Genomic DNA, 21,256 nt, shown 5'->3' with positions numbered 1-21,256 from the left:
AAGGGGTCTTTTTTTATTATAATCCAGGAGGAACAATAAAATGGACAAGCAGAAGTATTATATTACAACCGCGATCGCCTATACATCCGGTAAACCGCATATCGGCAACACCTATGAGATCGTACTGGCAGACGCGATCGCACGTTACAAGAGACAGGAAGGATACGATGTATTTTTCCAGACAGGAACTGACGAGCATGGTCAGAAGATCGAGCTCAAAGCAGAAGAAGCAGGAATCACACCAAAGGAATTCGTAGACAACGTATCCGGTGAGATCAAGAGAATCTGGGATCTGATGAACACATCCTATGACAAATTCATCCGTACCACAGACGCTGACCACGAGAAACAGGTTCAGAAGATCTTCAAGAAAATGTATGCAAAAGGAGACATCTACAAGGGACATTACGAAGGAATGTACTGTACACCTTGTGAATCCTTCTTCACAGAATCACAGCTCGTAGACGGCAAATGCCCGGACTGCGGACGCCCATGCGTTCCAGCAAAAGAAGAAGCATACTTCTTCAAAATGAGCAAATATGCAGACCGTCTGATCGACTACATCAACACACATCCGGATTTCATTCAGCCGGAATCACGTAAAAACGAGATGATGAACAACTTCCTTCTTCCGGGACTTCAGGATCTCTGCGTATCCAGAACATCCTTCAAATGGGGAATCCCGGTAGACTTCGATCCGAAGCACGTTGTTTATGTATGGCTGGATGCCCTGACAAACTATATCACAGGAATCGGTTATGACTGCGACGGCGAAAGCTCTGAACAGTTCAACAAACTGTGGCCGGCAGATCTTCATCTGATCGGTAAAGACATCATCCGTTTCCATACTATTTACTGGCCGATCTTCCTGATGTCACTTGACCTGCCGCTTCCGAAACAGGTATTCGGACATCCGTGGCTGCTCCAGGGCGATGGCAAGATGAGTAAATCCAAAGGAAACGTAATCTATGCAGATGAACTCGTAGATTTCTTCGGCGTAGATGCTGTCCGTTATTTCGTACTTCACGAAATGCCATTCGAGAACGATGGTGTCATCACATGGGAACTGATGGTAGAGAGACTGAACTCCGAGCTTGCAAATACTCTCGGAAACCTTGTAAACCGTACCATCTCCATGTCCAACAAATACTTCGGCGGCGTAGTAGAAAACAAAGGTGTTGCTGAACCGGTTGACGAAGACCTCAAAGCATTTGCGCTGGCTGTTCCGGGCAAGGTTGCTGAGAAGATGGACAAACTGCGTGTTGCAGATGCAATGACAGAGGTATTCACTCTGTTCAAACGTCTGAACAAATACATCGACGAGACTATGCCATGGGCTCTTGCAAAAGACGAAGCAAAGAAAGATCGTCTTGCAACCGTTCTCTACAACCTGGTTGAAGGAATCACCATGGGAGCAACTCTTCTGGAATCCTTCATGCCGGAGACAACAGAGCGCATCCTCGCGCAGTTAAATGCAGAAAAACGTACTCTTGAAGACTTGAAGACATTCGGACTCTATCCGTCAGGAAACAAAGTAACCGAAAAACCGGAGATCCTGTTTGCACGTCTTGACCTCAAAGAAGTACTTGCAAAAGTAGAAGAACTTCATCCGAAGAAAGAAGAGCCGGTTGAGGAGAAAAAAGAAGAAAATGTGATCGACATCGAAGCAAAACCAGAGATCACATTTGACGATTTTGGAAAACTTCAGTTCCAGGTTGGTGAGATCATCGCCTGCGAAGAAGTAAAGAAATCCCGTAAACTTCTCTGCTCTCAGGTTAAGATCGGAAGCCAGGTACGCCAGATCGTATCCGGAATCAAATCTCACTACAGCGCAGAAGAAATGGTAGGAAAGAAAGTTATGGTCGTTACCAACCTGAAACCTGCCAAACTTGCAGGAATCTTAAGCGAAGGTATGATCCTCTGTGCAGAAGATGCAGACGGAAACCTGTCCCTGATGGTACCGGAGAAAGAAATGCCGGCAGGAGCAGAAATCTGCTAAAGACTGTTAAGCTATAAAAAATTTATTCAGGAAGTTCAGGACAGAGGGCAGAAATTCTGCCGAAACTGTTTATGATGAACTTCCTGAATTTATATTTAAAAGGAGACAGGACTTTTTATGGAAAAGGGTTTTACACATTTTGACCAGAATGGAAATGCGGTGATGGTTGACGTTTCCGGGAAACAGGTCACATACAGGACTGCCCTGGCGACAGGATATATTTCCGTGGGACCGGAGATCATGGAAGCAGTAACAGCAGGAAATGTCAAAAAAGGAGATGTCCTCGGCGTAGCCAGAGTTGCAGGGATCATGGGAGTCAAAAAAACTTCCGAGCTGATTCCAATGTGTCATCCGCTGCCGATACAGAAATGTTCCATTGATTACGAACTGGATCAGCAAAAAAATCGGATCCACGTTTTCTGTACTGTAAAGACAGAGGGCAAAACCGGCGTGGAAATGGAAGCACTGACAGGTGTCCAGGTGACACTTCTGACCATTTATGACATGTGCAAGGCAATCGACAAGCACATGGTCATGTCAGAGATCCATCTGATCGAAAAAACAGGCGGAAAAAGCGGAGATTTCCGTTTCGAGAACAGATAAAAGAAAATGGAGGAAATATGAAACGAGTAGCGATCATCACATCAAGTGATACAGGATATCGTGGCGAAAGAGAAGACTTAAGCGGACCTGCGATCAAAGAAATCGTAGAACGCGAGGGATATGAAGTTGTATCCATGGACATCCTTCCGGATGATCAGGTTATGCTTGCCGGCAAAATGCAGGAAATTGCAGACAAAGAGATGGCAGAACTGATCCTGACAACAGGCGGAACAGGATTTTCAGAGAGGGATGTTACACCGGAGGCAACCGAAGAAGTTATTGAGCGCAGAGTACCGGGAATCCCGGAGGCAATGCGTGCATACAGCATGACGATCACAAAAAGAGCAATGCTGAGCCGTGCAACTGCCGGAATCCGAGGAAAGACACTGATCATCAATCTTCCGGGAAGTCCGAAAGCGGTTAAGGAAAGTCTGGAATACATCATCGATGCACTGGGACATGGAATCGAGATCCTGACAGGAGAAGCAGGAAACTGTGCACGCAAATAAAAAGGGGTAAATAGAAACAGGAGGTTTTTTTATTATGGGTAGAGTAATCGCAGTATGTATCAGCAAGGAAAAAGGAACACAGAAGTATCGTATACCGGAAGGTGAATTCATAGAAGAATGGGGAATCAAGGATGACGCACATGCGGGCAAATGGCACCGTCAGGTCAGTCTTCTTTCCTATGACAAGATCCAGGAATTCCGCGCGAAAGGTGCCGAGATCGAAGATGGAGCTTTTGGAGAAAACCTGGTAGTCGAAGGCTTTGACTTTGCCAAACTTCCGGTGGGAACGAAATTTCGATGCAACGATGTAGTTCTTGAGATGACGCAGATCGGCAAGAAATGCCATCACGGCTGCGCGATCTTCCAGAAGATGGGCGACTGCATCATGCCGAGAGAGGGCGTTTTTACGAGAGTTCTTCATGGAGGCGTGATCCATGAAGGAGATGAATTGGTGATAATCGAGGAGAATGAATAATTGGAAACACATATGATTTTTGAAACACATGCTCATTATGATGACGAAGCTTTTGAGGCAGACAGGGAGGAACTTCTGGATTCCATGCAGGAAAACGGAATTGACAGAATCGTCAATGCCTGTGCTTCGCTTGAAAGTCTGAAGGACACAGAAGCTCTTATGGAAAAATATCCGTTTGTTTATGGTGCATTTGGAATCCATCCGGATGATGCGGATAAGATGACAGAGGAGACTCTTGAGGAGATCCGGAAGCTTTGTAAACTGCCGAAAGCAGTAGCGGTCGGTGAGATCGGGCTGGATTATTACTGGCACAAGGAAGAACATGAGCATGAGATTCAGAAAAAGATGTTCCGTGCACAGATGGAGATCGCAAGGGAGGCACAGATGCCGTTTATGATCCACAGCAGGGAAGCTGCGAAGGACACTCTGGACATAGTGAAGGATTGCATGAAGGGTGGAATGTACGGCGGTATCATTCATTGTTTTTCTTATGCGAAGGAGATGGCGCGGGAGTATCTGGATATGGGACTTTATCTGGGAATTGGCGGTGTGGTCACGTTTAAGAATGCGAAGAAACTTAAGGAAGTTGTGGAGTATGCACCGCTTGATCAGATCGTTTTGGAAACGGACAGTCCGTATCTGAGCCCGGAACCGAATCGCGGAAAGCGGAATGATTCCAGGAATCTGGTGTATGTGGCGAGAGAGATCGCACGGATCAAAGGTGTGACAGAAGATGAGGTTATTGCGGTGACGGAAGGGAATGCGGAGAGGCTGTTGTTGCGATAAGGTCCAATGCCGTACTATAGTTGACTGAGTTATCCAACTATAGTACGGCATTTACGTTATCGCATGTTGGAGGTGAGAAAAAACAAAGAATATGGGACGGAGGAGCTGCGCTGTCCTGTCTTTGGATAAATAAGTCTTTAGTAGTCTTCGTCGTAGTAGCTGTCGTCGTATGAATCATCGTAGGAATCATCATAGGACGAGTCATCGTATGACGAATCCTCAGAATCCTCGGAGGAGTCCCCGGAACTGTCGCTGCCGTCGGAATTTCCCTGCTGTGCAAGGTATTCGTCGGCACTGGTGGACCAGATGTCGTCTACGATGTCTCCGTCTGAGTTGATCATGTTGAGTTCATAATCGAAGGATACATCGAGAAGGTCTGTTCTGGTGGATGGTTCTACATTCATGGACATGATCTCTTTGAATTTGGCCTGGAGGTTTGCCAGGGTGAATTCGTCTCCGATGATGTCTTTCACACCGTGCTGAGAAGCGAGTTCTTCGGTGTAGTCTTCGAGCATATATGGATTAAACACGCCTTCATCTTTGTTATAATGCATGACCATTGGTTTGACAGTCGGATCGAGGATATCGATCGTTGTTTCACCGTTCTTGACAGTTTTCTGGATGGTGAAGCTTGCCATTCCTTCCAGAAGCCCGGTAAGGGTCTGCTGAGTGGAAACGAAGTTTCCAAGGGAGTAGAAGATCAGCATATTGTGTCCCTGATCGTCAGACATCCGTCCATAAGGCTGCAGGATATGTGGATGACCGCCGACTACGACATCAACACCCTGCTGCATCAGGAAGGTGGCCCATTCTTTCTCATATTCCGTAGGCATCGGTTCTTCTTCCTTGCCCCAGTGAGCGACAAAGATCAGCACGTCGCTGGAGGCTTTGGCTTTCTGGATCATGGTGGAGACTTTATTCTTGTCGAAGAGATCAATCATGTATTCATTTCCTTCGCCGACCCCGCCGTTGTTGGTTCCGTATGTATAATCCAGAAAAGAAATCGTAATCCCGTTTACTTCCAGTGTCTTGACTGTATCAGCATCTTCCTGTGTCGGGTGGATTCCAAGGACAGGAACATCCGGATATTTGCTGCTCCAGAAATTAAAGGTTTCCTGAAGAAAATCAATTCCATAATCATCGATATGGTTTGTTGCGGATTCTACGACATCGAATCCTGCATTCATCAGTGCATCACCGACTTCCGTAGGAGTTGCAAAAGACGGGTAAGAGCTGACAGCATCATGTTCTGTAGTAAAAACAGTCTCCTGGTCGACCATTGCCACATCAGCAGCCTGGATCTCATCACGTACTTTGTCATAAATCTGATCATAATTCCAGGTTCCGGAATCATTTTCGCCGGATTCGATCAGACTTCCGTGATAAAGATTGTCGCCGACAGCAATCACACTTGCTGTGGAAACTTCCGGTTCTTCAGCAGCTTTCTTTGCCGCTTCTGCTTCCTTCTGGGCGACTTTGGCAGCTTCTTCTTTGGGTTTCTCGATAAGGTTGTAGTCAAGCTGACGTAACCCTGCAACGAGAAGCAGCAGTAAAATAACGGAGCAGATCAGACCAATACGGGAATTCATCTGTTCCCTGAGATTCAGTGGTATATTCTTATTTTTTTTCATAAATTTATTTCCTTTCATTTCCCCATTATAGCAAATTAAACTCAGCAAAAAAAGATGTTGTTAAAAAAATTGCTTTGTGTTTCAAATTACTTTACGCTATAATAAAGAAACAGACAGGGAAGGGGTATGCTGATGAATTCATACGAAACTGTAAATGATGTTCTGGTAAAACTGTTCAACGAGATCATGGATGTGGAAGAGCGTGCGCTGCTCACCTCAGAATATAAGGATATTTCCGTAAACGACATGCATGTGATCGAAGCGATCGGAATCCGGGAACCGAAGAATATGTCCACGGTGGCACGTGCGGTATCTGTGACGGTGGGAACTTTGACGATCGCGATCAATCACCTGGTCAAGAAGGGATATGTAGAGCGTAGCCGAAGCGAGGAGGACCGCAGGGTTGTACTGGTATCTCTTTCTGAAAAGGGGGAGAAAGCATATTTCCATCATCGGATGTTCCACGAGAAGATGGTCATGGAAGTGCTTGATGGCATGGACAAAGAAGAGACAGAGGTGCTGACAAGGGCATTGACGAAACTCCAGAAGTTTTTCCGGACTTATGGAAATGACAAATAAAAGAAATACAGAAAGCAGACATATCATCAGAACGATGGACATGCCTGCTTTTTTTTGCACAGCGAGGAGGTAGCATTATGAAGAACTGTCGGCAGCAGGCTGCATATATTTTGCAAGAACAGGAAACTGCACCGGGCCGATCTCCAGGACCTGGCGGTGGAATTCTCTGAGGTCAAAAGAATCTCCAAGTTTTTTCTGCTGAGAGGTCTTAAGGTCGAGAAAATTCAGATAGCCGAGATAGTATTTGAGATAGTTTCCGGGAGTTTCCACGATATACTGGTAAATCTCTGCGATTACTTTTTCATCCTGGATACCGAAAGCATTCAGGAACTTTGCGGCGGCAGCCTGATTCCAGCCCTGATAGTGGATACCGGTATCAAGCAGAGAATAAATACAGAGGTTGATACTGCGGTTTTTCCACATCAGGGTGGTGATATCAGCAGCAGCCTTGTCGGAGAGAAGGGAAGCGGCATACTGATATCCGTAGGATTCGACATAAGTCGCCCAGCCTTCAACATAGCCGCCCGAGGTGATCAGATATCGGATGTCGTCCGGCTGTGTCTTTCCGAAAAAAACAGTCTGGTACAGATGCCCCGGAAATCCTTCGTGGGATAGCGTTGTAAAAAGCTCCAGATTGGACCGGCTGCCTGCACGGTTGATGTAGATCACATTCGGCCTGCCCGTATCCAGTGGCGGTGTGAGATAAAATGCAGGACTCAGAAAATCCTCCATGGATTTGTGAACATAGCGGATCTCATAATCGGTGGTATCGAGAGCAGGAAAATCCTTCTGCATATGCTGGTTCAGATACTGAAGGGCAGACGCCGGTTCAAAATCTTTTATTTCTGCACCATTCGTGAGTTTTCGAAGGAGTGATGGCTGCTCTTTGAGCATCTGCTGGACCGTGTGCATATCTTCTGCAAGCTGAGAAGTAAGTCGCTGCTGGATCTTTTCGACGGAGAGATAAGAACCAGTCTGAGACTGCAGAAGATAACGGTAATATTCCTTCCCTCCTTTGAAATGACTGAGCCCACGGCTGGAAGTTCCGGTATTTTTTAATTCATTCAGCCCTGTCATCAGTTCCTGATAAGCAGGAATTACACTGGTAAGCAGGATCTCTTTGTGGCGTTCATTCAGCTTTGCCTGTTCTTTTTCAGAAAAACGGCCGTAATCTTTGAGTTTCCGGGCAAAAACATCCAGCATATAGTTGTTCTGTGGATCTTTGATAAAGGTACTGCACTGTTCCAGAATGCGGTTTAAAGTTGCATTGCTCATGAAATATCCTGCATCAGATCTGCGGCGTTCATAGGCGAGAATACTCTGAAAATATGGCTTTACCGAGGTGAGAAGGTTCAGATAGTCCGCAATATCCTGATCGTCATAAAAGGCATATTCTGCCAGCAGAACAGGAAGCTGTGCCTGGATGCCAAGACTTGGGCTTAACGGTTCGTCGAGAAGCGTATAATCTCTGGCAGAAAGCTGTGTCTGATAGTAAAGGAGCAGCATATCCCGCGTGATCTGATTTTGACGGGTCAGACCGGAAGGAGTGAAATCTTTCAGCTTCCGGAGATACTGCTCATATTTCTGATATGTAGCACTGGTGTCATCGGAGATCGTTCCGAGGGTGGGAGAAGGTCTGGAAATATGTTTTTTTTCGGGATAAGCAAGGGAATAATGGAGTGTCAGCATGCTTCCGGATACTTCTTCCTGAAAGATTTTTCGGGTGAGGGAGCGGAAAGCTTTGTCCTTAGATATTACACTTCCGGACAGCCATCCCATAAAAAGCCCGATAACCAGTGTGAGAGACAAAAGAAGTGCGATAACGATCGGAGAACGGGGTCTGCGAAGAGAAGGTTTCATAGATTCCTCTCAAAAGAAAGGTTTTTACTATCTTATTGGAAAAAACGGGATTGTATGCTAAACTTGGTTTCAGGAGTTAAGAAAGCGAGGTTGATCTAATGGAAGAAATATATGATCTGGCGATTCTGGGTGCAGGACCGGCAGGAATCTGCGCAGCGATCTATGCGACAAGAGGCAAGCTGAATACTCTGTGGCTTGAGAAGAAATTTGTGCAGGGCGGACAGATCGTGGATACTTATGAGGTGGACAACTATCCAGGACTTCCGGGAATCACAGGTCTGGATCTCGGAGAAACCATGGTAAATCACGCGGAGAAACTGGGAATCAAGCCAAAGAGAGAGCTGGTACTTTCCATCGAAGAGGAAAACGGGCTTAAAGTGATCCGCACAAAGAAGAACAGATATATGGCGAAAGCGGTGATCCTTGCATGTGGTGCGGCACACCGCCAGCTTGGGATTCCGGGGGAAGAAGAACTCAGTGGAATGGGCGTGTCCTACTGCGCGACCTGTGATGGAGCTTTTTTCCAGGATGGAACAGTTGCTGTAGTCGGAGGAGGAAATGTGGCAGTAGAGGATGCGATCCTTCTTTCCAGAACATGTAAGAAAGTTTATCTTGTTCACAGAAGGGATGAACTTCGCGCCGACAAGGTGCTTCAGGACAAGCTGTTTAAGTGTGCAAATGTGGAAATGGTCTGGGATAGCGTACCGACGGTTATCGAGGGAACTGACAAGGTAGAAGATATCAAAGTCCACAATGTCAAAACAGATGAGGGAAAAACGATCGCAGTTGATGGAGTTTTTATCGCTGTTGGAATTCTTCCGAATACAGAGAAATTCAAAGGGCTGGTTGATCTGGATGAGAGCGGTTATATCATCGCAGGAGAGGACGGTGTGACAAGTACACCGGGAATCTTTGCAGCAGGTGATATCCGTACCAAAAATCTTCGCCAGGTTGTGACAGCAGTGGCTGACGGGGCAAATGCAGTCGCCTCCGTGCAACGCTACCTGATAGAAAAATAAGCAGAAAATATGTAAAAAAGGCAGTTCTAGTGGATGGCTGGAGCTGCTTTTTTATTGCATGTCAAGACGTAAAATTTGCCTCGCTGCTACGGTAAATTGACAGGTGCGGGCGATTGTGATACCATAGGGCAGTATTTTGGCAAAAAATGGCAGTTTTTTATAAAGGAGAATTTGATGAAAAAAAGAATAACAGTGATGTTATTATGTGCATGCATGAGCGTTTCTGCATATACCGGTGTTCAGGCAGCGGACTTGAGTTCAGGAAGCTCAGACAGCGATGTTCAGATTGAAATGGAAGAAGTTGATGACAGCGAAGATGAGGCAGATTTCACAGATGCCGAGGACGGACTGTTCAGCGACGGAAGTGATGATACTCAGACTGGCGATATCAGCGCGATCGCAAACCAGATCGTAGCGCAGGCGCAGAGCCAGGCACAGGATTACCAGGAAAAGAAACAGGCATCCCGGAAAGTGATCGATGCCCGTGAAGTAGAGCGCAGAGCGCAGGAGATCAAGGAAGAGACCACAAGGATCCGCGAGGAAGCCCAGGAGGCAGCCAGAAAAAAAGCAGAGGAAGAAGCTCGCAAGGCAGAGCAGGCGCGTGTGGAACACAGAGAAAATATTGCACAGTTCGCCGTTCAGTTTGTAGGAAATCCATACGTCTACGGTGGTACAAGTCTGACAAACGGTGCTGACTGCTCCGGATTTGTAATGTCAGTCTTTAAAGAGTTTGGATATGACCTTCCACGAGTGGCAGCAGCTCAGTATGAAGCATCCCAGAAAAAAGATATCAGCCAGATGGAGACAGGCGACCTGGTATTCTACGGAGCAGGTGGGATCAACCACGTTGCTCTCTATATCGGCGATGGTAAAGTTGTCCACGCGCTGAACTCCAATAAAGGAATCGTGATCACAGATTACAATTACGATACACCGGTTGGAGTCGGAACCTACGTGAAATAAAATATACGAAAAACTATCAAAGATAAGGCCCCGGAACGCAAGGTTCTGCGGGCTTTTTTGGTATAAAAAAAGCTGAGCCAGGGGAAAATATCTGCATGTATATTTTTATAACAAAAAACTGTGTGACAGTAATTTTGTCGAAGAAAATCGGACAAAATCGCCCATCTGGCAAATTGCACAAAACTTGTCGGAAAATGTGGATAATGTCGATTTAGGTGCAAAAGTTATCCACATTTCAGAATGGTTGATTTTACTGGAAAATTGAGTTATACACAAAGTTATCCACATTATCCACAAAAATTGGATGTGGAATACCAGATTTACATAAAATGAAAAGAAACAAATGTTTTGGTCAATAATAATGAAAATAAAAAAATGACGAAAAAGATAATAAATCCTATTGACATTTTCATAGTGCAAATATTAAAAAGTTTTTCAGCCAAAAGAGTTATTTTAAGGTTTCAAACAATAATTATCTGATAATTTTGCAAATAAATACAGCCCACCCGCATATTTGCGGTGTGGGCTGTATCCTATCTCCCGGAGGAGTTCTGTTTCATTCGTTTGATAACCTTCAACCTCGTAAATTCCTCACGTTCCTTTTCCTCAAGTGCATTCTGGATATCCTTAGTAAGTGCCTCATACTTAGGAATCGTGATGTTCTTGAGTGCATTGGCACGTTTCTGTGTCTTCTTGATATTGGCAGCCAGACGGATCGCGGCGTTTTCGATGCCGGATAACTGGATGGAAAGCTCTTTTACCTTTTCAAAAGCGGCCTTGGCTTCATCCAGTGACATTCTGGTGTTGTAATAAGCGTAGGTTGGTGTATTTGTCGTCTGCTTGTCATATTCCACAAGCGGGATCTCTGTACCCATAACGCTTCTGGTCTTGATGCGGATGGAGTTTTCCACAGGAACTGTGTACGAAACCTGTTCGACGAAGGCAATACCGAGTTCCATGTTGGCTTTCTGGAGTGCTGCATAGGCGGCACGGAAAGTTTCATCAATCTGAGACTGGATATCTTTTGCCTGATCGATCAGTTCCATCATTTCACGGATCAGAATGTTACGTTTTTTGTCCATCAGCTCAAATCCCTGACGGGAAAGAGCGAGAGAGTTCTTGGCAAGGATAAGATTTCCTTTGGTGGGGAAGGTATTAGGATCCATAAAACGTCACCTCCCCTTACCGAACGGTTTCTTTGTAATACTTGTTCAGGATCTTTGTATCGATACGGTCAAGTTCATCCTTCGGAAGCAGTCCGAGAAGTTCCCAGCCTTTGTCCAGGGTTTCGGTGATGCTTCGGTTTTCGGTTTCAGACTGACCGACAAACTCTGCCTCAAAAGCTTTTCCAAATACCAGATAACGCTTATCCAGAGGAGAAAGCTCATCTTCACCGATAACAGAAGCGAGGGCTCTGGCATCTCCAACCTTTGCATAGCAGGAGAAAAGCTGGTTTGCAACGTCCTGATGATCCTCTCTTGTAAAGCCCTCACCGATACCGTCCTTCATCAGACGGGAGAGGGAAGGAAGTACATTGATCGGCGGATAGATTGCCTGACCGTGAAGCTGGCGGTCCAGAACGATCTGTCCCTCGGTGATATAACCGGTAAGGTCAGGAATAGGATGAGTGATATCGTCGTTCGGCATGGTCAGGATTGGGATCTGTGTAACAGAACCTTTGCCGCCCTGCACGATACCTGCACGCTCATAAAGAGTAGCAAGTTCACTGTAAAGATAGCCCGGATAACCTTTACGGGAAGGAATCTCACCCTTGGAGGAAGAAACCTCACGCATTGCTTCGCAGAAAGAAGTGATATCTGTCAGGATAACAAGGATGTGCATGCCTTTTTCAAAAGCAAGATATTCTGCGGCGGTCAGTGCGATCTTCGGAGTCAGAAGTCGTTCTACGACCGGATCATTGGCAAGGTTCAGAAACATAACTACGTGGTCAGATGCGCCGCTCTCTTCGAAAGTACGGCGGAAAAATTCAGCGACATCGTATTTAACACCCATTGCAGCAAACACGATTGCAAAGTCCTCATCGGAATCATCGCCCAGGGAAGCCTGCTGTACGATCTGTGCGGCAAGTTTGTCATGCGGGAGACCGTTTCCGGAAAAGATCGGAAGTTTCTGTCCACGGATCAGGGTGGTCAAACCATCGATCGCGGAGATTCCGGTGTTGATATAGTTTCGCGGATATTCACGTTTTACAGGGTTCAGAGGAAGTCCGTTGATATTAAGGCTTACCTCCGGAGTGATCTCGCCCAGACCGTCGATCGGCTGTCCGATACCATTGAAGGTACGTCCGAGGATCTCCTCGGAAAGACCGATCTCCATCGGATGCCCTGTAAGGCGTGTGTGTGTATTGCTCAAGGACATGTTGTCTGTTCCCTCAAAAACCTGGATAACAGCTTTGTCCTCATAGATTTCTACGATACGACCGATCTTCTGTGTTCCGTCATCCATGTGAAATTCTACGATCTCTTCATAGGATGCGTTTTTTACCCCTTCCAGAACTACCAGAGGGCCGTTTATCTCGCTTAATCCCAGATATTCGATTGCCATAAATAAGTCCCTCCTGTCAGCCGTTTTTCTCTAATACTTTGTTGTAGAATGTGTCGATGTCCTGTCTGTATTGTTCAAATTTGTCCAGCTCATTGTTCGGAACATCGTATTTGATCGAAATGATACGTTCAAAAATATTGTCCTCTTTTAATACGGAAACAGGCATACCTCTGTTGATGAGTGCCTTGGATTTCTCATACAGATAAAGGATCGTTTCCATCATCTGGAACTGTTTTTCCATTGGAACGCAGGTATCTTCCTGATGGAAAGCGTTCTGCTGGAGGAATCCCAGACGGATGACTCTTGCAATCTCAAGTGTCAGTTTCTGGTCATCCGGGAGGACGTCACTACCGATCAGTTTGACGATCTCCATAAGAGAACTTTCCTGGTTGAGAATCGCCATGAGCTGGTTGCGGTCTGCGACAAATTTCGGGGAAACGTGAGTCCTGTACCACGGAGTCAGGTCTTCCAGATATTCACTGTAACTGGTCAGCCAGTGGATTGCCGGGAAATGTCTCGCGTAGGCAAGAGATTTGTCAAGTCCCCAGAAACAGCGGACGAAACGTTTGGTGTTCTGTGTGACCGGTTCGGAGAAATCACCGCCCTGTGGAGAAACAGCACCGATAATAGAAACAGAACCTTCTGTTCCGTTGAGATTCTGCATCATGCCGGCTCTCTCATAAAAGGCGGAAAGCTTGGAAGCAAGATAAGCAGGGAAACCTTCCTCAGCAGGCATTTCTTCCAAACGGCCGGATAACTCTCGAAGAGCTTCTGCCCAACGGGAAGTGGAGTCTGCCATGATCGCTACATCATAACCCATGTCGCGGTAATATTCAGCCAGGGTGACACCAGTGTAGATAGATGCTTCACGGGCTGCTACAGGCATGTTGGAAGTGTTGGCAATCAGAGTGGTACGGTCCATCATCAGGTTTCCGGATTTCGGGTCGATCAGTTTGCTGAAGTCTTCGAGAACCTGGGTCATTTCGTTTCCACGCTCTCCGCATCCGATGTAGATGATGATATCCGCATCGGACCATTTAGCGATCTGATGCTGTGTCATGGTCTTTCCTGTACCGAAACCGCCCGGAACAGCAGCAGTGCCGCCCTTTGCGATCGGGAACAGGGTGTCAAGGATTCGCTGACCGGTAATAAGTGGAACGCTTGCCGGGTAGCGGAGCTGTGTCGGCCTTGGGATACGGATCGGCCATTTCTGGGCGAGTGCCAGATCTCTGGTTGTTCCATCGTCCAGCTGGACAGTTACGATTGGTTCCAGGATCGTGTAATCGCCATCCGGAACAGCTTTGATAACAGTTCCACCCGGGACATCCGGAGGAACCATGGATTTGTGAAGGATAGAAGCAGTTTCCTGTGTTTCTGCAATGATCGAGCCAGGCTGGACGATATCGCCCTCCTTTACGGTCATATGGACGGACCATTTCTTCTGGGTGTCGAGAGAGTCTACGCTGACACCACGGGAGATATATTTGCCGGAAGATTTTGCAATCTCTTCCAGTGGACGCTGGATACCGTCAAAAATATTGTGGATGATACCAGGTCCGAGAAGAACAGAGATGGCATCGCCGGTGCCGGTAACAGTCTCGCCCGGACGGAGACCGGTGGTCTCCTCAAAAACCTGAACGGTGGTCATGCCCTTTTTGAGTCCGATGACTTCGCCTACCAGGTTGTCTTTGCCGACATAGACCATCTCGGAGATCTTGAAGCCGGGATCGCCTTTCAGATAGATGACGGGACCGTTGACACCGTAAATAATACCTGTTTTATTCATGATTCAGTCCTCCGTCAAATTTGAATTCTTTGCGCATTGCTGCCAGATTTGTGGCAAAGGAGTTATCGATCAGGATGTTTTTGCCCGGAATCTCCGCGCGGATCCCTCCGAGAAAATCTTCGGAAGAAACGAGGAGTGTACAGCCTGTCTTTGCACTGAGTGCATCTGCAAGTTCTTTGTCCCCGGCAGAAAGATAGATCTGGATCTCGTCATCTTCTGCGAAATCTTTTGCTTCTTTGATGCGGCGGCAGAGATAATCGCTGTATTCCGGGGTGGAAGTAAACCTGAGGGCTTTGTCTCTGACTTCAGCAAAAAGTGATTCTTTGAGTTCATTCTGTCTGAGAGACCAGTCTCTCTTGAGAGTGATCTGTTCAGCAGAAAGCGCCTTGTTTACTTCTCTTCGTACATGTTCGGCCTCAGCTTTGACTTCAGCTTCGGCAGTCTGTGTTCTGGATTGTTTATGTTCCTCCAGGACCTGCTCAAGATATGCCTTGTGGTCCTGGATGGCTTTGGCGGCATCTTCACGGGCCTCATCCAGAGAGACCTCGTAAAAGTGCTGCAGCTTTTCATCTATTGTCATTACATTTCACCTGCCTATAGTTGTTACTGTGTACTTCGTTCACAGCAGCTACAATTTCAATCCGATTGCTTCATTTACATATGAAGTGATAAAGTCCGGCTTGCGGCCGGTGCCGTGTCTGTCAGGGATTTCGATGATCAGCGGCGTTTTGTGATGGAGCCGGACTTCATCGATGATCTCAGGAAATTCCCGGCCGAATTTCTCGGTAAGGAGAATGATCCCAATTTCTTTGTCAGAAACTGCATATTCCAGAGATTCCTTCAGTTCACTTCGTTCATGGACAACGACGCCCTCCACACCTGCCAGACGCATTCCGGTGTAGGTATCGACGTTATCGCTGATAAGATACATTTTCATAGAAACCGCCTCTTAGATCAGAGTTTACCAAGGATCATAAAGGAAATGATCAGTCCGTAAAGTGCGATACCTTCTGCCATAGCTACGAAGATAATGGATTTACCAAACAGGGAACCATCTTCGCTCAGGGCACCGAGAGCTGCGCTTGCAGAGCTTGCAACGGCGATACCGGAACCAAGACCGGAGATACCTGTAACGAGAGCTGCACCAAGGTAGCCAAGACCTGTAGCGAGTCCGTCAGCAGAAGAGGAAGCAGCCTGTACGCTTGCTGTTCCTGCGAAACTTACGATGGTTGCCACGAGAAGCACACCGAAGAAGAGGAAACAGTTGGCGATCAGAGACTTTTTGTAGCGTTTTTTGTTTTTTTCTCCGAGGAAAAAGCAGCCGAAAGGTACGATAATGCTGAGTGTCAGTGCGATTGCGGTTACGATTTGAATGATCATGTTCATGGTGATATCCTCCTGATATAAAATAAAATCTGTTATTTTACTGAGCTGTTTTGCTGTTTTTTTTCATAAAAGGCTGGAACTCGCGTCCGTTTCCTGCATAGAAACGACTGAAGATCTCATAATATTCCAGACGTAAAACCTGAATACCAACGATCAGTCCCTCCATGGCACATACGAAGATGTTGCCGAGGATAACGACGATCCAATTGGGATTTCCTCCCTCTGTGGCTCCGGCGAGCATCAGGACAACCTCCATCATGGCGGCGTGGCTGACGGCAAAAGCACCGATACGCAGGAAGGAAAGTGTGTTGGAAAGGTAACTCAGCAGAACTTCAAATAATTCAAAGAAGCTCTGGACAAAGAACATACCTTTCTGTTCCGGAAAGATCTGTGATTTTTTCTCTACCAGGTTGGTGAGAGGCTCTTTGAGGAACATCAGGATCAGCGGAACTGCAAACATTACAGTCAGGACTGCGGCTGCCGGAAGTTTTTTGCCGGAGATGAACAGTCCGACGGTCAGTACGATAGATCCATAAAATACAAGTCCGGCTACGGCATTGCTGTCGAACCAGGTTCTCTCGACATCTTTGTTCCGTATGGAATTGATGATGTTAAATACCATACAGATCAGAATGATAAACATTCCGAAACCGATCGCAATCACGAATACGGCATTCAGACGTCCTACAAGCGGCACATCCATCATGGCATTCATAGGTTTGAGCCACCGTGCCTTGAGAACATCTTCGAATCCAAAGAAGCTTCCGTACATAAAACCGAAGAAAACGGAGAAAACACCGGCACAGCCGATGATGCCTGCGAGATCCATCTTTTGGGTTTTGTAGAGGAAAAGACCGCCGAGGAACAGGACCAGTCCCTGTCCGACATCTCCGAACATGGCTCCGAAGATAAAGGAGTAAGTGATCGCCACAAACCAGGTCGGGTCCATTTCGTTGTAAGCCGGAAGACCGTACATCTTGACATACATTTCAAATGGTTTAAAAAGTTTCGGGTTTCGAAGCTTGGTCGGCGGTTTTTTCTTCGCCGGTGCCTGCTGATCTTCCATGAGACAGAAGATCTTGTCATCATCCTGGATGTCCTTCTGGAATGCGAGGGCATCTTTTTCGGTCATCCAGCCGCAGAGGATGTAGAATGTGTTCGCTTCACCCTGTGTGCAGGCTGCAAGTTTACGGATATCGAAATTTCTTGAGCAGGCTTCCAGGGCTGCCTTGGCAGAAACAATCTTGCCGGCGTAGCCTGTGAGGAAATGCTGATATTCTGCCTTGTTTGCATCTAATCCTGCGTGGATATCGCGGTGGCGTTTGTCGAGTTTCTCGAAAGCCTGTCTGGCGGTACCCTGGTATTCATCCGGAACGAAGATACGTTCAAAATGCATGGAAGAATAAACAGCATGTACCTTATGAGCTTCGTGTTCAGGGACAAAATAAACGCCGTAGACGTACTGGTCATCTTCTCCGCATTTGATGAATAAGGTGTCCAGATTGTCATAAATGTATTTCTCAAATTTCTGCAGATATTGTTTCTCGATACGTCCGAACCGATAATGGATATATTTGAAGTTCAGGATTGTTGAGATATCGTAATCCAGATCTTTGAAAGGCCGGATGATCTTGAGTGATTCTACCATTCCGGCATGTTCTTCCTGAAGTTTCTGTTTCTGCTCCTCCAGGATATTGGCATGTTTCTGGATCCTGTCGACAGTGGCGAGAGCAGTTTCAACATCCATCTGTTCGGAAGTGGCTCTCTCGGATTCATCGAGCTGTTCGTAGAAACTGTCAATGATCGTTAATGCTTCCCGATAGGGGTTGATCTCCAGAAAAGGCGACAGGTTGGCGACATCCGTGAGCTCTGCGAGAGCACTTTCCAGATGGATCTCGTACCTGGAAAGGTAGGTCTTGGTCAGTCTGTCAATATCCGCCTTTGGCCCGGTGATGCTTAAAAATTTCATTTTTTCAATCAAAGTAAAATACCTCCGGGATTTTAATTGTTACGAATATACCGTATTGCTTCTTCCGCCGGGATACCATAACGGACACATTCGATGGCAATGGTCAGGCGGTTTACTTCGTGTTCTTTGTGATACAGGTAGGAGTACAGGACTGCCACAGAATAAGGATCCTTGCGTGCTTCTTTTTCCAGAGTGGTGCGAAGCATGTAGTTATAGAATTCTTCGATATTCTGGGCGGAAATATGACTGTATTTCCTGCCGTAGTAGGTCTTGCGGAAAATAGACTGGGTCTCTTCATAGGATGCGGCTTCCACAAGAGAAGAGATTTCTTCTTTTTTGAGTTTGTAATTCATTGGGATCAGCAGCGCGTAAATGTCAGCCGGTGCCATATTGAAATAACGCTTGGAGCGGAAGATAAACTGAAGGTTCAGCATATCGAATTTCTCTCCATAAGCTTTGGTGATCTCTGCGAGATCATTTCCGGAAAAAAGTTTCTTACGCACATGCCAGATCAGGGAAAAATAATAAAGGTCGAGAGCCATTCCATAATCAAACAGAAGTGCATTTTCGCGATTCTGGATTCTGGAGAGCGGACCATAGAATTCATTTCCCTTCAGAGCATTGATAAATTCCTCCATATTGGTGCAGGCGACCAGTCGGTCAATATCCAGCCGGGAATGTCTGCGAAAAAACTCCCGATAAGGAGAAACATCGACGGGATCCGTGTCGCGGTGATCAAACAGGTTGGTCATGATCTCCTTGAGAACACGGATCTCGTAGCGCCTGGAATAAAGATCCAGGAATTTACGCTGTTCCGGGTTCGCAAACTGATATATTTTTGAAAAATTGTGAAAGATCGAGGTTTTCAGTGATTTTTCAAGCAGTCCTCTGTGGCTCGTCGTCTCATCCAGAGAAGCCCAGAGTTTGGAATATTCCGGTGTTTTTTTGAGGTAGGCTGCTACCTGTGGGACACTGGAAAGTTCCAGGATTTCACGGATCTGTTCTTCGCGGGTCAACTTGCTCTGCATGGCACGGATCTTGGTGGAGATTCCGCTGTAAGAAAGGAGATTTCCCATATTGCGTCACTCCTTTCAGCATTCAAGGAGCCTGTGGAATAAATCTTCCGAGAGCTGCTGGTGGTTTTGTCTGTAATAAGCATCCAGATCGTTAAGAGTCTTCTCTGTTTTTTGTCGGAGAAGTGTAAGTTCCTGGTCTTTCTGCTCTTCAAGACTGTTGCGAAGTTCCTGTATTTTTTTGTTGGTTTCCTGCTCCAGAGCTGCATCGAAATCCCTGCATTGCTGTTCCATTTCTGAGGAAAGAGCTGCTTTCGTCCGGTCCGCATCTTCCATGATACGTCGGGCAGTCGTTTCTATTTCAGATAACTTGTTAAGTATCTGCTCCATTTTTTACCCTCCTTTGACCTGGTTTTATTGGAACTTGACCATATAATACACCTTTTACGTGTGGATTTCTAGTATATATTGCATAAAAAGTGGTCGAATTCTTTATATTAAATATACAAAATACAAAAGAAACAATAATTACGAATAATACTTGTTCCAAATATAAAAAACATGTATGATAGAAAGAAACAGGATAGAAAAATGGAGAATATTATAGATTATGAGATTAAGAAATATACCAGGCGCGAAGGACGCCATTACAGGAAGTAACTATGTAGTGCAGGAACCGGCATCACACAAGGGCAAATGGACTCAGGTGTTCCCGAAAGACCAGCCGCTTCATATCGAAGTTGGTATGGGAAAAGGCCGCTTTCTTATGGATATGGCGAAGCTTCATCCGGAGATCAATTATGTAGGGATCGAGATGTATGACAGTGTGCTTCTCCGTGCACTCCAGAAGAGAGAGAGACTGGAGGAAGAAGGAGAGAAGCTTACAAATCTGATGTTCATGTGCATCGATGCAAGACTGCTCCCGGAAATCTTTGAGAAGGGTGAAGTGCAGAAGATTTATCTGAATTTCTCCGATCCGTGGCCGAAGGCACGCCATGCGAAGCGCAGACTGACGTCCCGTGAATTCCTTGCGCGTTATGAGCAGATCCTGGCAGATGACGGAGTGGTGGAATTTAAGACAGATAATAAGGGATTATTTGAGTTTTCTCTGGAGGAAGTCGAGGCGGCAGGATGGAAGCTCCTGGCACATACCTTTGACCTTCATAATCAGGCAGAGATGATGGAAGGTAATGTGATGACGGAGTATGAGGAGAAGTTTTCTTCTATGGGAAATCCTATTTGCAAATTGATCGCGAAGCAGGGCGCACATACGAAATAGAAAGAGCATATTATATAGGAAGAATCTTCGCAGCGTGGCTGATGCCGGCTGCGGGGTACAACTTCCGGAGGATATGCCATGCCAGCCAGAAAAGGAAACAACCGCGTTCAGACAAAGCTCGCCCAGTTTACCTACGACCACAGGCAATTGAATGATCGCATGTCAAAAATCAGGAAAAACGCCACAGAATTAGGCAAATTCCTTGACTCCATGCCGCCGAAAAAAGGCGGAAAACAGGAAAAATAAAATTTTTTTAAAAAATTATAAAAATTTCCTTGACTTTTGGTATAGAGTTGCATATAATAATTCTTGCGTTGAGAACACAGACGCACAACTAAATAAGGAATGCGCTTTTAGCTCAGTTGGTAGAGCACCTGACTCTTAATCAGGGTGTCCAGGGTTCGAGCCCCTGAAGGCGCACTAAGAACACTGTTTTTGCAGACGTAGGAGCTGCGGGGACGGTGTTTTTCTTTGGTGATAAAAAACTCAGTGTTTATGCGGGTTTGCGGGATCTTAATCATTTTGTTATATGCCTCAAAAAAACTTTCTAACATCTTTTTTACATCTTCTAAAGCAAATCTTAATTTGAATACAATGTATTCAAGATATCTTTAAAGCATTTTCCATATGGGCAGCTGCTACACAGCTTGAATGTGATATATCTTGCTGAGTGAACTACTTTTGTAGCAATCTTCAGCAGTTTTAAACGGACGGTATCAATGCGTTGTTTCCGCATTTTTGCTGATAATACCAATCATCTAAACCAATTAAATATGTTATAGGCAAGAGCATGTACCTGGACTCTGTTTGCATTTACAATTCTGTTGTGACTGC

At 46.0% G+C, this 21,256-nt stretch carries 21 protein-coding genes, 1 tRNA gene and 1 pseudogene; 11 read left to right on the top strand and 12 right to left on the bottom strand.

Going from position 1 to position 21,256, the window contains the following annotated elements:
• Positions 1-40: 40 nt before the first annotated feature.
• From metG to WMO75_RS12925, 5 genes are all read left to right on the top strand, one after another.
• On the top strand, positions 41-1,999 hold the full coding sequence (metG, locus tag WMO75_RS12945; RefSeq protein ID WP_118252314.1) for a methionine--tRNA ligase: 1,959 nt from the start codon (positions 41-43) through the stop codon (positions 1,997-1,999).
• Positions 2,000-2,116: 117 nt separating this feature from the next.
• Positions 2,117-2,602 carry a cyclic pyranopterin monophosphate synthase MoaC gene (gene moaC / locus WMO75_RS12940; RefSeq protein WP_022215087.1) on the top strand — a complete coding sequence of 162 codons (486 nt, stop codon included), beginning with the start codon at positions 2,117-2,119 and terminating at the stop codon, positions 2,600-2,602.
• A 17-nt stretch (positions 2,603-2,619) separates the two neighbouring features.
• Entirely contained in the window at positions 2,620-3,111 is a 492-nt protein-coding gene (locus WMO75_RS12935) for a MogA/MoaB family molybdenum cofactor biosynthesis protein (RefSeq protein WP_022215086.1), read from the top strand.
• A 34-nt stretch (positions 3,112-3,145) separates the two neighbouring features.
• Positions 3,146-3,586, top strand: coding sequence for an MOSC domain-containing protein (locus WMO75_RS12930; protein ID WP_022215085.1), 441 nt, complete (start codon positions 3,146-3,148; stop codon positions 3,584-3,586).
• A 12-nt stretch (positions 3,587-3,598) separates the two neighbouring features.
• Positions 3,599-4,372: a TatD family hydrolase gene (locus tag WMO75_RS12925; RefSeq protein WP_118252363.1), complete on the top strand. Its 774-nt coding sequence runs from the start codon at positions 3,599-3,601 to the stop codon at positions 4,370-4,372.
• 137 nt (positions 4,373-4,509) lie between these two features.
• Here WMO75_RS12925 and WMO75_RS12920 read toward each other — a convergent pair whose 3' ends face one another.
• Complete coding sequence (locus WMO75_RS12920) at positions 4,510-6,003, bottom strand: CapA family protein (protein WP_118252313.1); 1,494 nt, start codon at positions 6,001-6,003, stop codon at positions 4,510-4,512.
• Positions 6,004-6,135: 132 nt separating this feature from the next.
• On the opposite strand from WMO75_RS12920, the gene WMO75_RS12915 reads away from it, so the two are divergent.
• Positions 6,136-6,582 carry a MarR family winged helix-turn-helix transcriptional regulator gene (locus WMO75_RS12915; protein ID WP_118252362.1) on the top strand — a complete coding sequence of 149 codons (447 nt, stop codon included), beginning with the start codon at positions 6,136-6,138 and terminating at the stop codon, positions 6,580-6,582.
• A gap of 75 nt (positions 6,583-6,657) precedes the next feature.
• Here WMO75_RS12915 and WMO75_RS12910 read toward each other — a convergent pair whose 3' ends face one another.
• Positions 6,658-8,442 carry a DUF885 domain-containing protein gene (locus WMO75_RS12910; RefSeq protein ID WP_303223719.1) on the bottom strand — a complete coding sequence of 595 codons (1,785 nt, stop codon included), beginning with the start codon at positions 8,440-8,442 and terminating at the stop codon, positions 6,658-6,660.
• Between the two features lie 98 nt (positions 8,443-8,540).
• On the opposite strand from WMO75_RS12910, the gene trxB reads away from it, so the two are divergent.
• Complete coding sequence (gene trxB / locus WMO75_RS12905) at positions 8,541-9,461, top strand: thioredoxin-disulfide reductase (protein WP_303223720.1); 921 nt, start codon at positions 8,541-8,543, stop codon at positions 9,459-9,461.
• A gap of 174 nt (positions 9,462-9,635) precedes the next feature.
• Positions 9,636-10,424 (top strand): C40 family peptidase, encoded by a 789-nt coding sequence (locus WMO75_RS12900; protein ID WP_022215079.1) that lies wholly within the window; start codon positions 9,636-9,638, stop codon positions 10,422-10,424.
• Between the two features lie 533 nt (positions 10,425-10,957).
• Here WMO75_RS12900 and WMO75_RS12895 read toward each other — a convergent pair.
• Genes WMO75_RS12895 through WMO75_RS12855 form a run of 9 tightly spaced genes read right to left on the bottom strand, consistent with a single transcriptional unit; the run spans position 10,958 to position 19,533 of the window.
• Complete coding sequence (locus tag WMO75_RS12895) at positions 10,958-11,590, bottom strand: V-type ATP synthase subunit D (RefSeq protein ID WP_349078165.1); 633 nt, start codon at positions 11,588-11,590, stop codon at positions 10,958-10,960.
• Positions 11,591-11,606: 16 nt separating this feature from the next.
• Positions 11,607-12,989, bottom strand: a complete 1,383-nt coding sequence (locus tag WMO75_RS12890; RefSeq protein ID WP_118252312.1) for a V-type ATP synthase subunit B — start codon at positions 12,987-12,989, stop codon at positions 11,607-11,609.
• A 16-nt stretch (positions 12,990-13,005) separates the two neighbouring features.
• Positions 13,006-14,775 carry a V-type ATP synthase subunit A gene (locus tag WMO75_RS12885; protein WP_118252311.1) on the bottom strand — a complete coding sequence of 590 codons (1,770 nt, stop codon included), beginning with the start codon at positions 14,773-14,775 and terminating at the stop codon, positions 13,006-13,008.
• Positions 14,768-15,355, bottom strand: coding sequence for a V-type ATP synthase subunit E (locus WMO75_RS12880; RefSeq protein ID WP_022215075.1), 588 nt, complete (start codon positions 15,353-15,355; stop codon positions 14,768-14,770). The genes WMO75_RS12885 and WMO75_RS12880 overlap by 8 nt, the downstream gene beginning before the upstream one ends.
• A 48-nt stretch (positions 15,356-15,403) precedes the next feature.
• Positions 15,404-15,712: a V-type ATP synthase subunit F gene (locus WMO75_RS12875; RefSeq protein WP_022215074.1), complete on the bottom strand. Its 309-nt coding sequence runs from the start codon at positions 15,710-15,712 to the stop codon at positions 15,404-15,406.
• A 17-nt stretch (positions 15,713-15,729) separates the two neighbouring features.
• Entirely contained in the window at positions 15,730-16,161 is a 432-nt protein-coding gene (locus WMO75_RS12870; RefSeq protein WP_173905806.1) for an ATP synthase subunit C, read from the bottom strand.
• A gap of 37 nt (positions 16,162-16,198) precedes the next feature.
• On the bottom strand, positions 16,199-18,142 hold the full coding sequence (locus tag WMO75_RS12865; RefSeq protein WP_349078161.1) for a V-type ATP synthase subunit I: 1,944 nt from the start codon (positions 18,140-18,142) through the stop codon (positions 16,199-16,201).
• A 20-nt stretch (positions 18,143-18,162) separates the two neighbouring features.
• Positions 18,163-19,206: a V0D/AC39 family V-type ATPase subunit gene (locus tag WMO75_RS12860; protein WP_296053901.1), complete on the bottom strand. Its 1,044-nt coding sequence runs from the start codon at positions 19,204-19,206 to the stop codon at positions 18,163-18,165.
• Between the two features lie 15 nt (positions 19,207-19,221).
• The gene (locus tag WMO75_RS12855; protein ID WP_022215070.1) at positions 19,222-19,533 is read right to left on the bottom strand and encodes a hypothetical protein; all 312 of its coding nucleotides are present in this window, start codon (positions 19,531-19,533) and stop codon (positions 19,222-19,224) included.
• 220 nt (positions 19,534-19,753) lie between these two features.
• Between WMO75_RS12855 and trmB the strand changes: the two genes are divergently transcribed.
• The 3 genes from trmB (at position 19,754) to WMO75_RS12840 (ending at position 20,842) form a co-directional block, all read left to right on the top strand.
• A complete protein-coding gene (gene trmB / locus WMO75_RS12850) occupies positions 19,754-20,422 on the top strand; it encodes a tRNA (guanosine(46)-N7)-methyltransferase TrmB (protein WP_118252308.1) in 669 nt (222 codons plus the stop codon).
• A 78-nt stretch (positions 20,423-20,500) separates the two neighbouring features.
• Positions 20,501-20,668 (top strand): hypothetical protein, encoded by a 168-nt coding sequence (locus tag WMO75_RS12845; protein WP_158565294.1) that lies wholly within the window; start codon positions 20,501-20,503, stop codon positions 20,666-20,668.
• Between the two features lie 101 nt (positions 20,669-20,769).
• Positions 20,770-20,842: transfer RNA gene (locus WMO75_RS12840), tRNA-Lys, on the top strand.
• A 160-nt stretch (positions 20,843-21,002) separates the two neighbouring features.
• On the opposite strand, the pseudogene WMO75_RS12835 reads toward WMO75_RS12840, so the two are convergent.
• Positions 21,003-21,256, bottom strand: a pseudogene (locus tag WMO75_RS12835) (transposase); the annotation flags it as partial.

Source organism: Blautia intestinihominis (assembly GCF_040096655.1).
Taxonomy (GTDB): Bacteria; Bacillota; Clostridia; order Lachnospirales; family Lachnospiraceae; genus Blautia_A; species Blautia_A intestinihominis.
The sequence above is the reverse complement of the archived record's forward strand: the minus strand, read 5'-3'. Positions and strand labels throughout refer to the sequence as shown.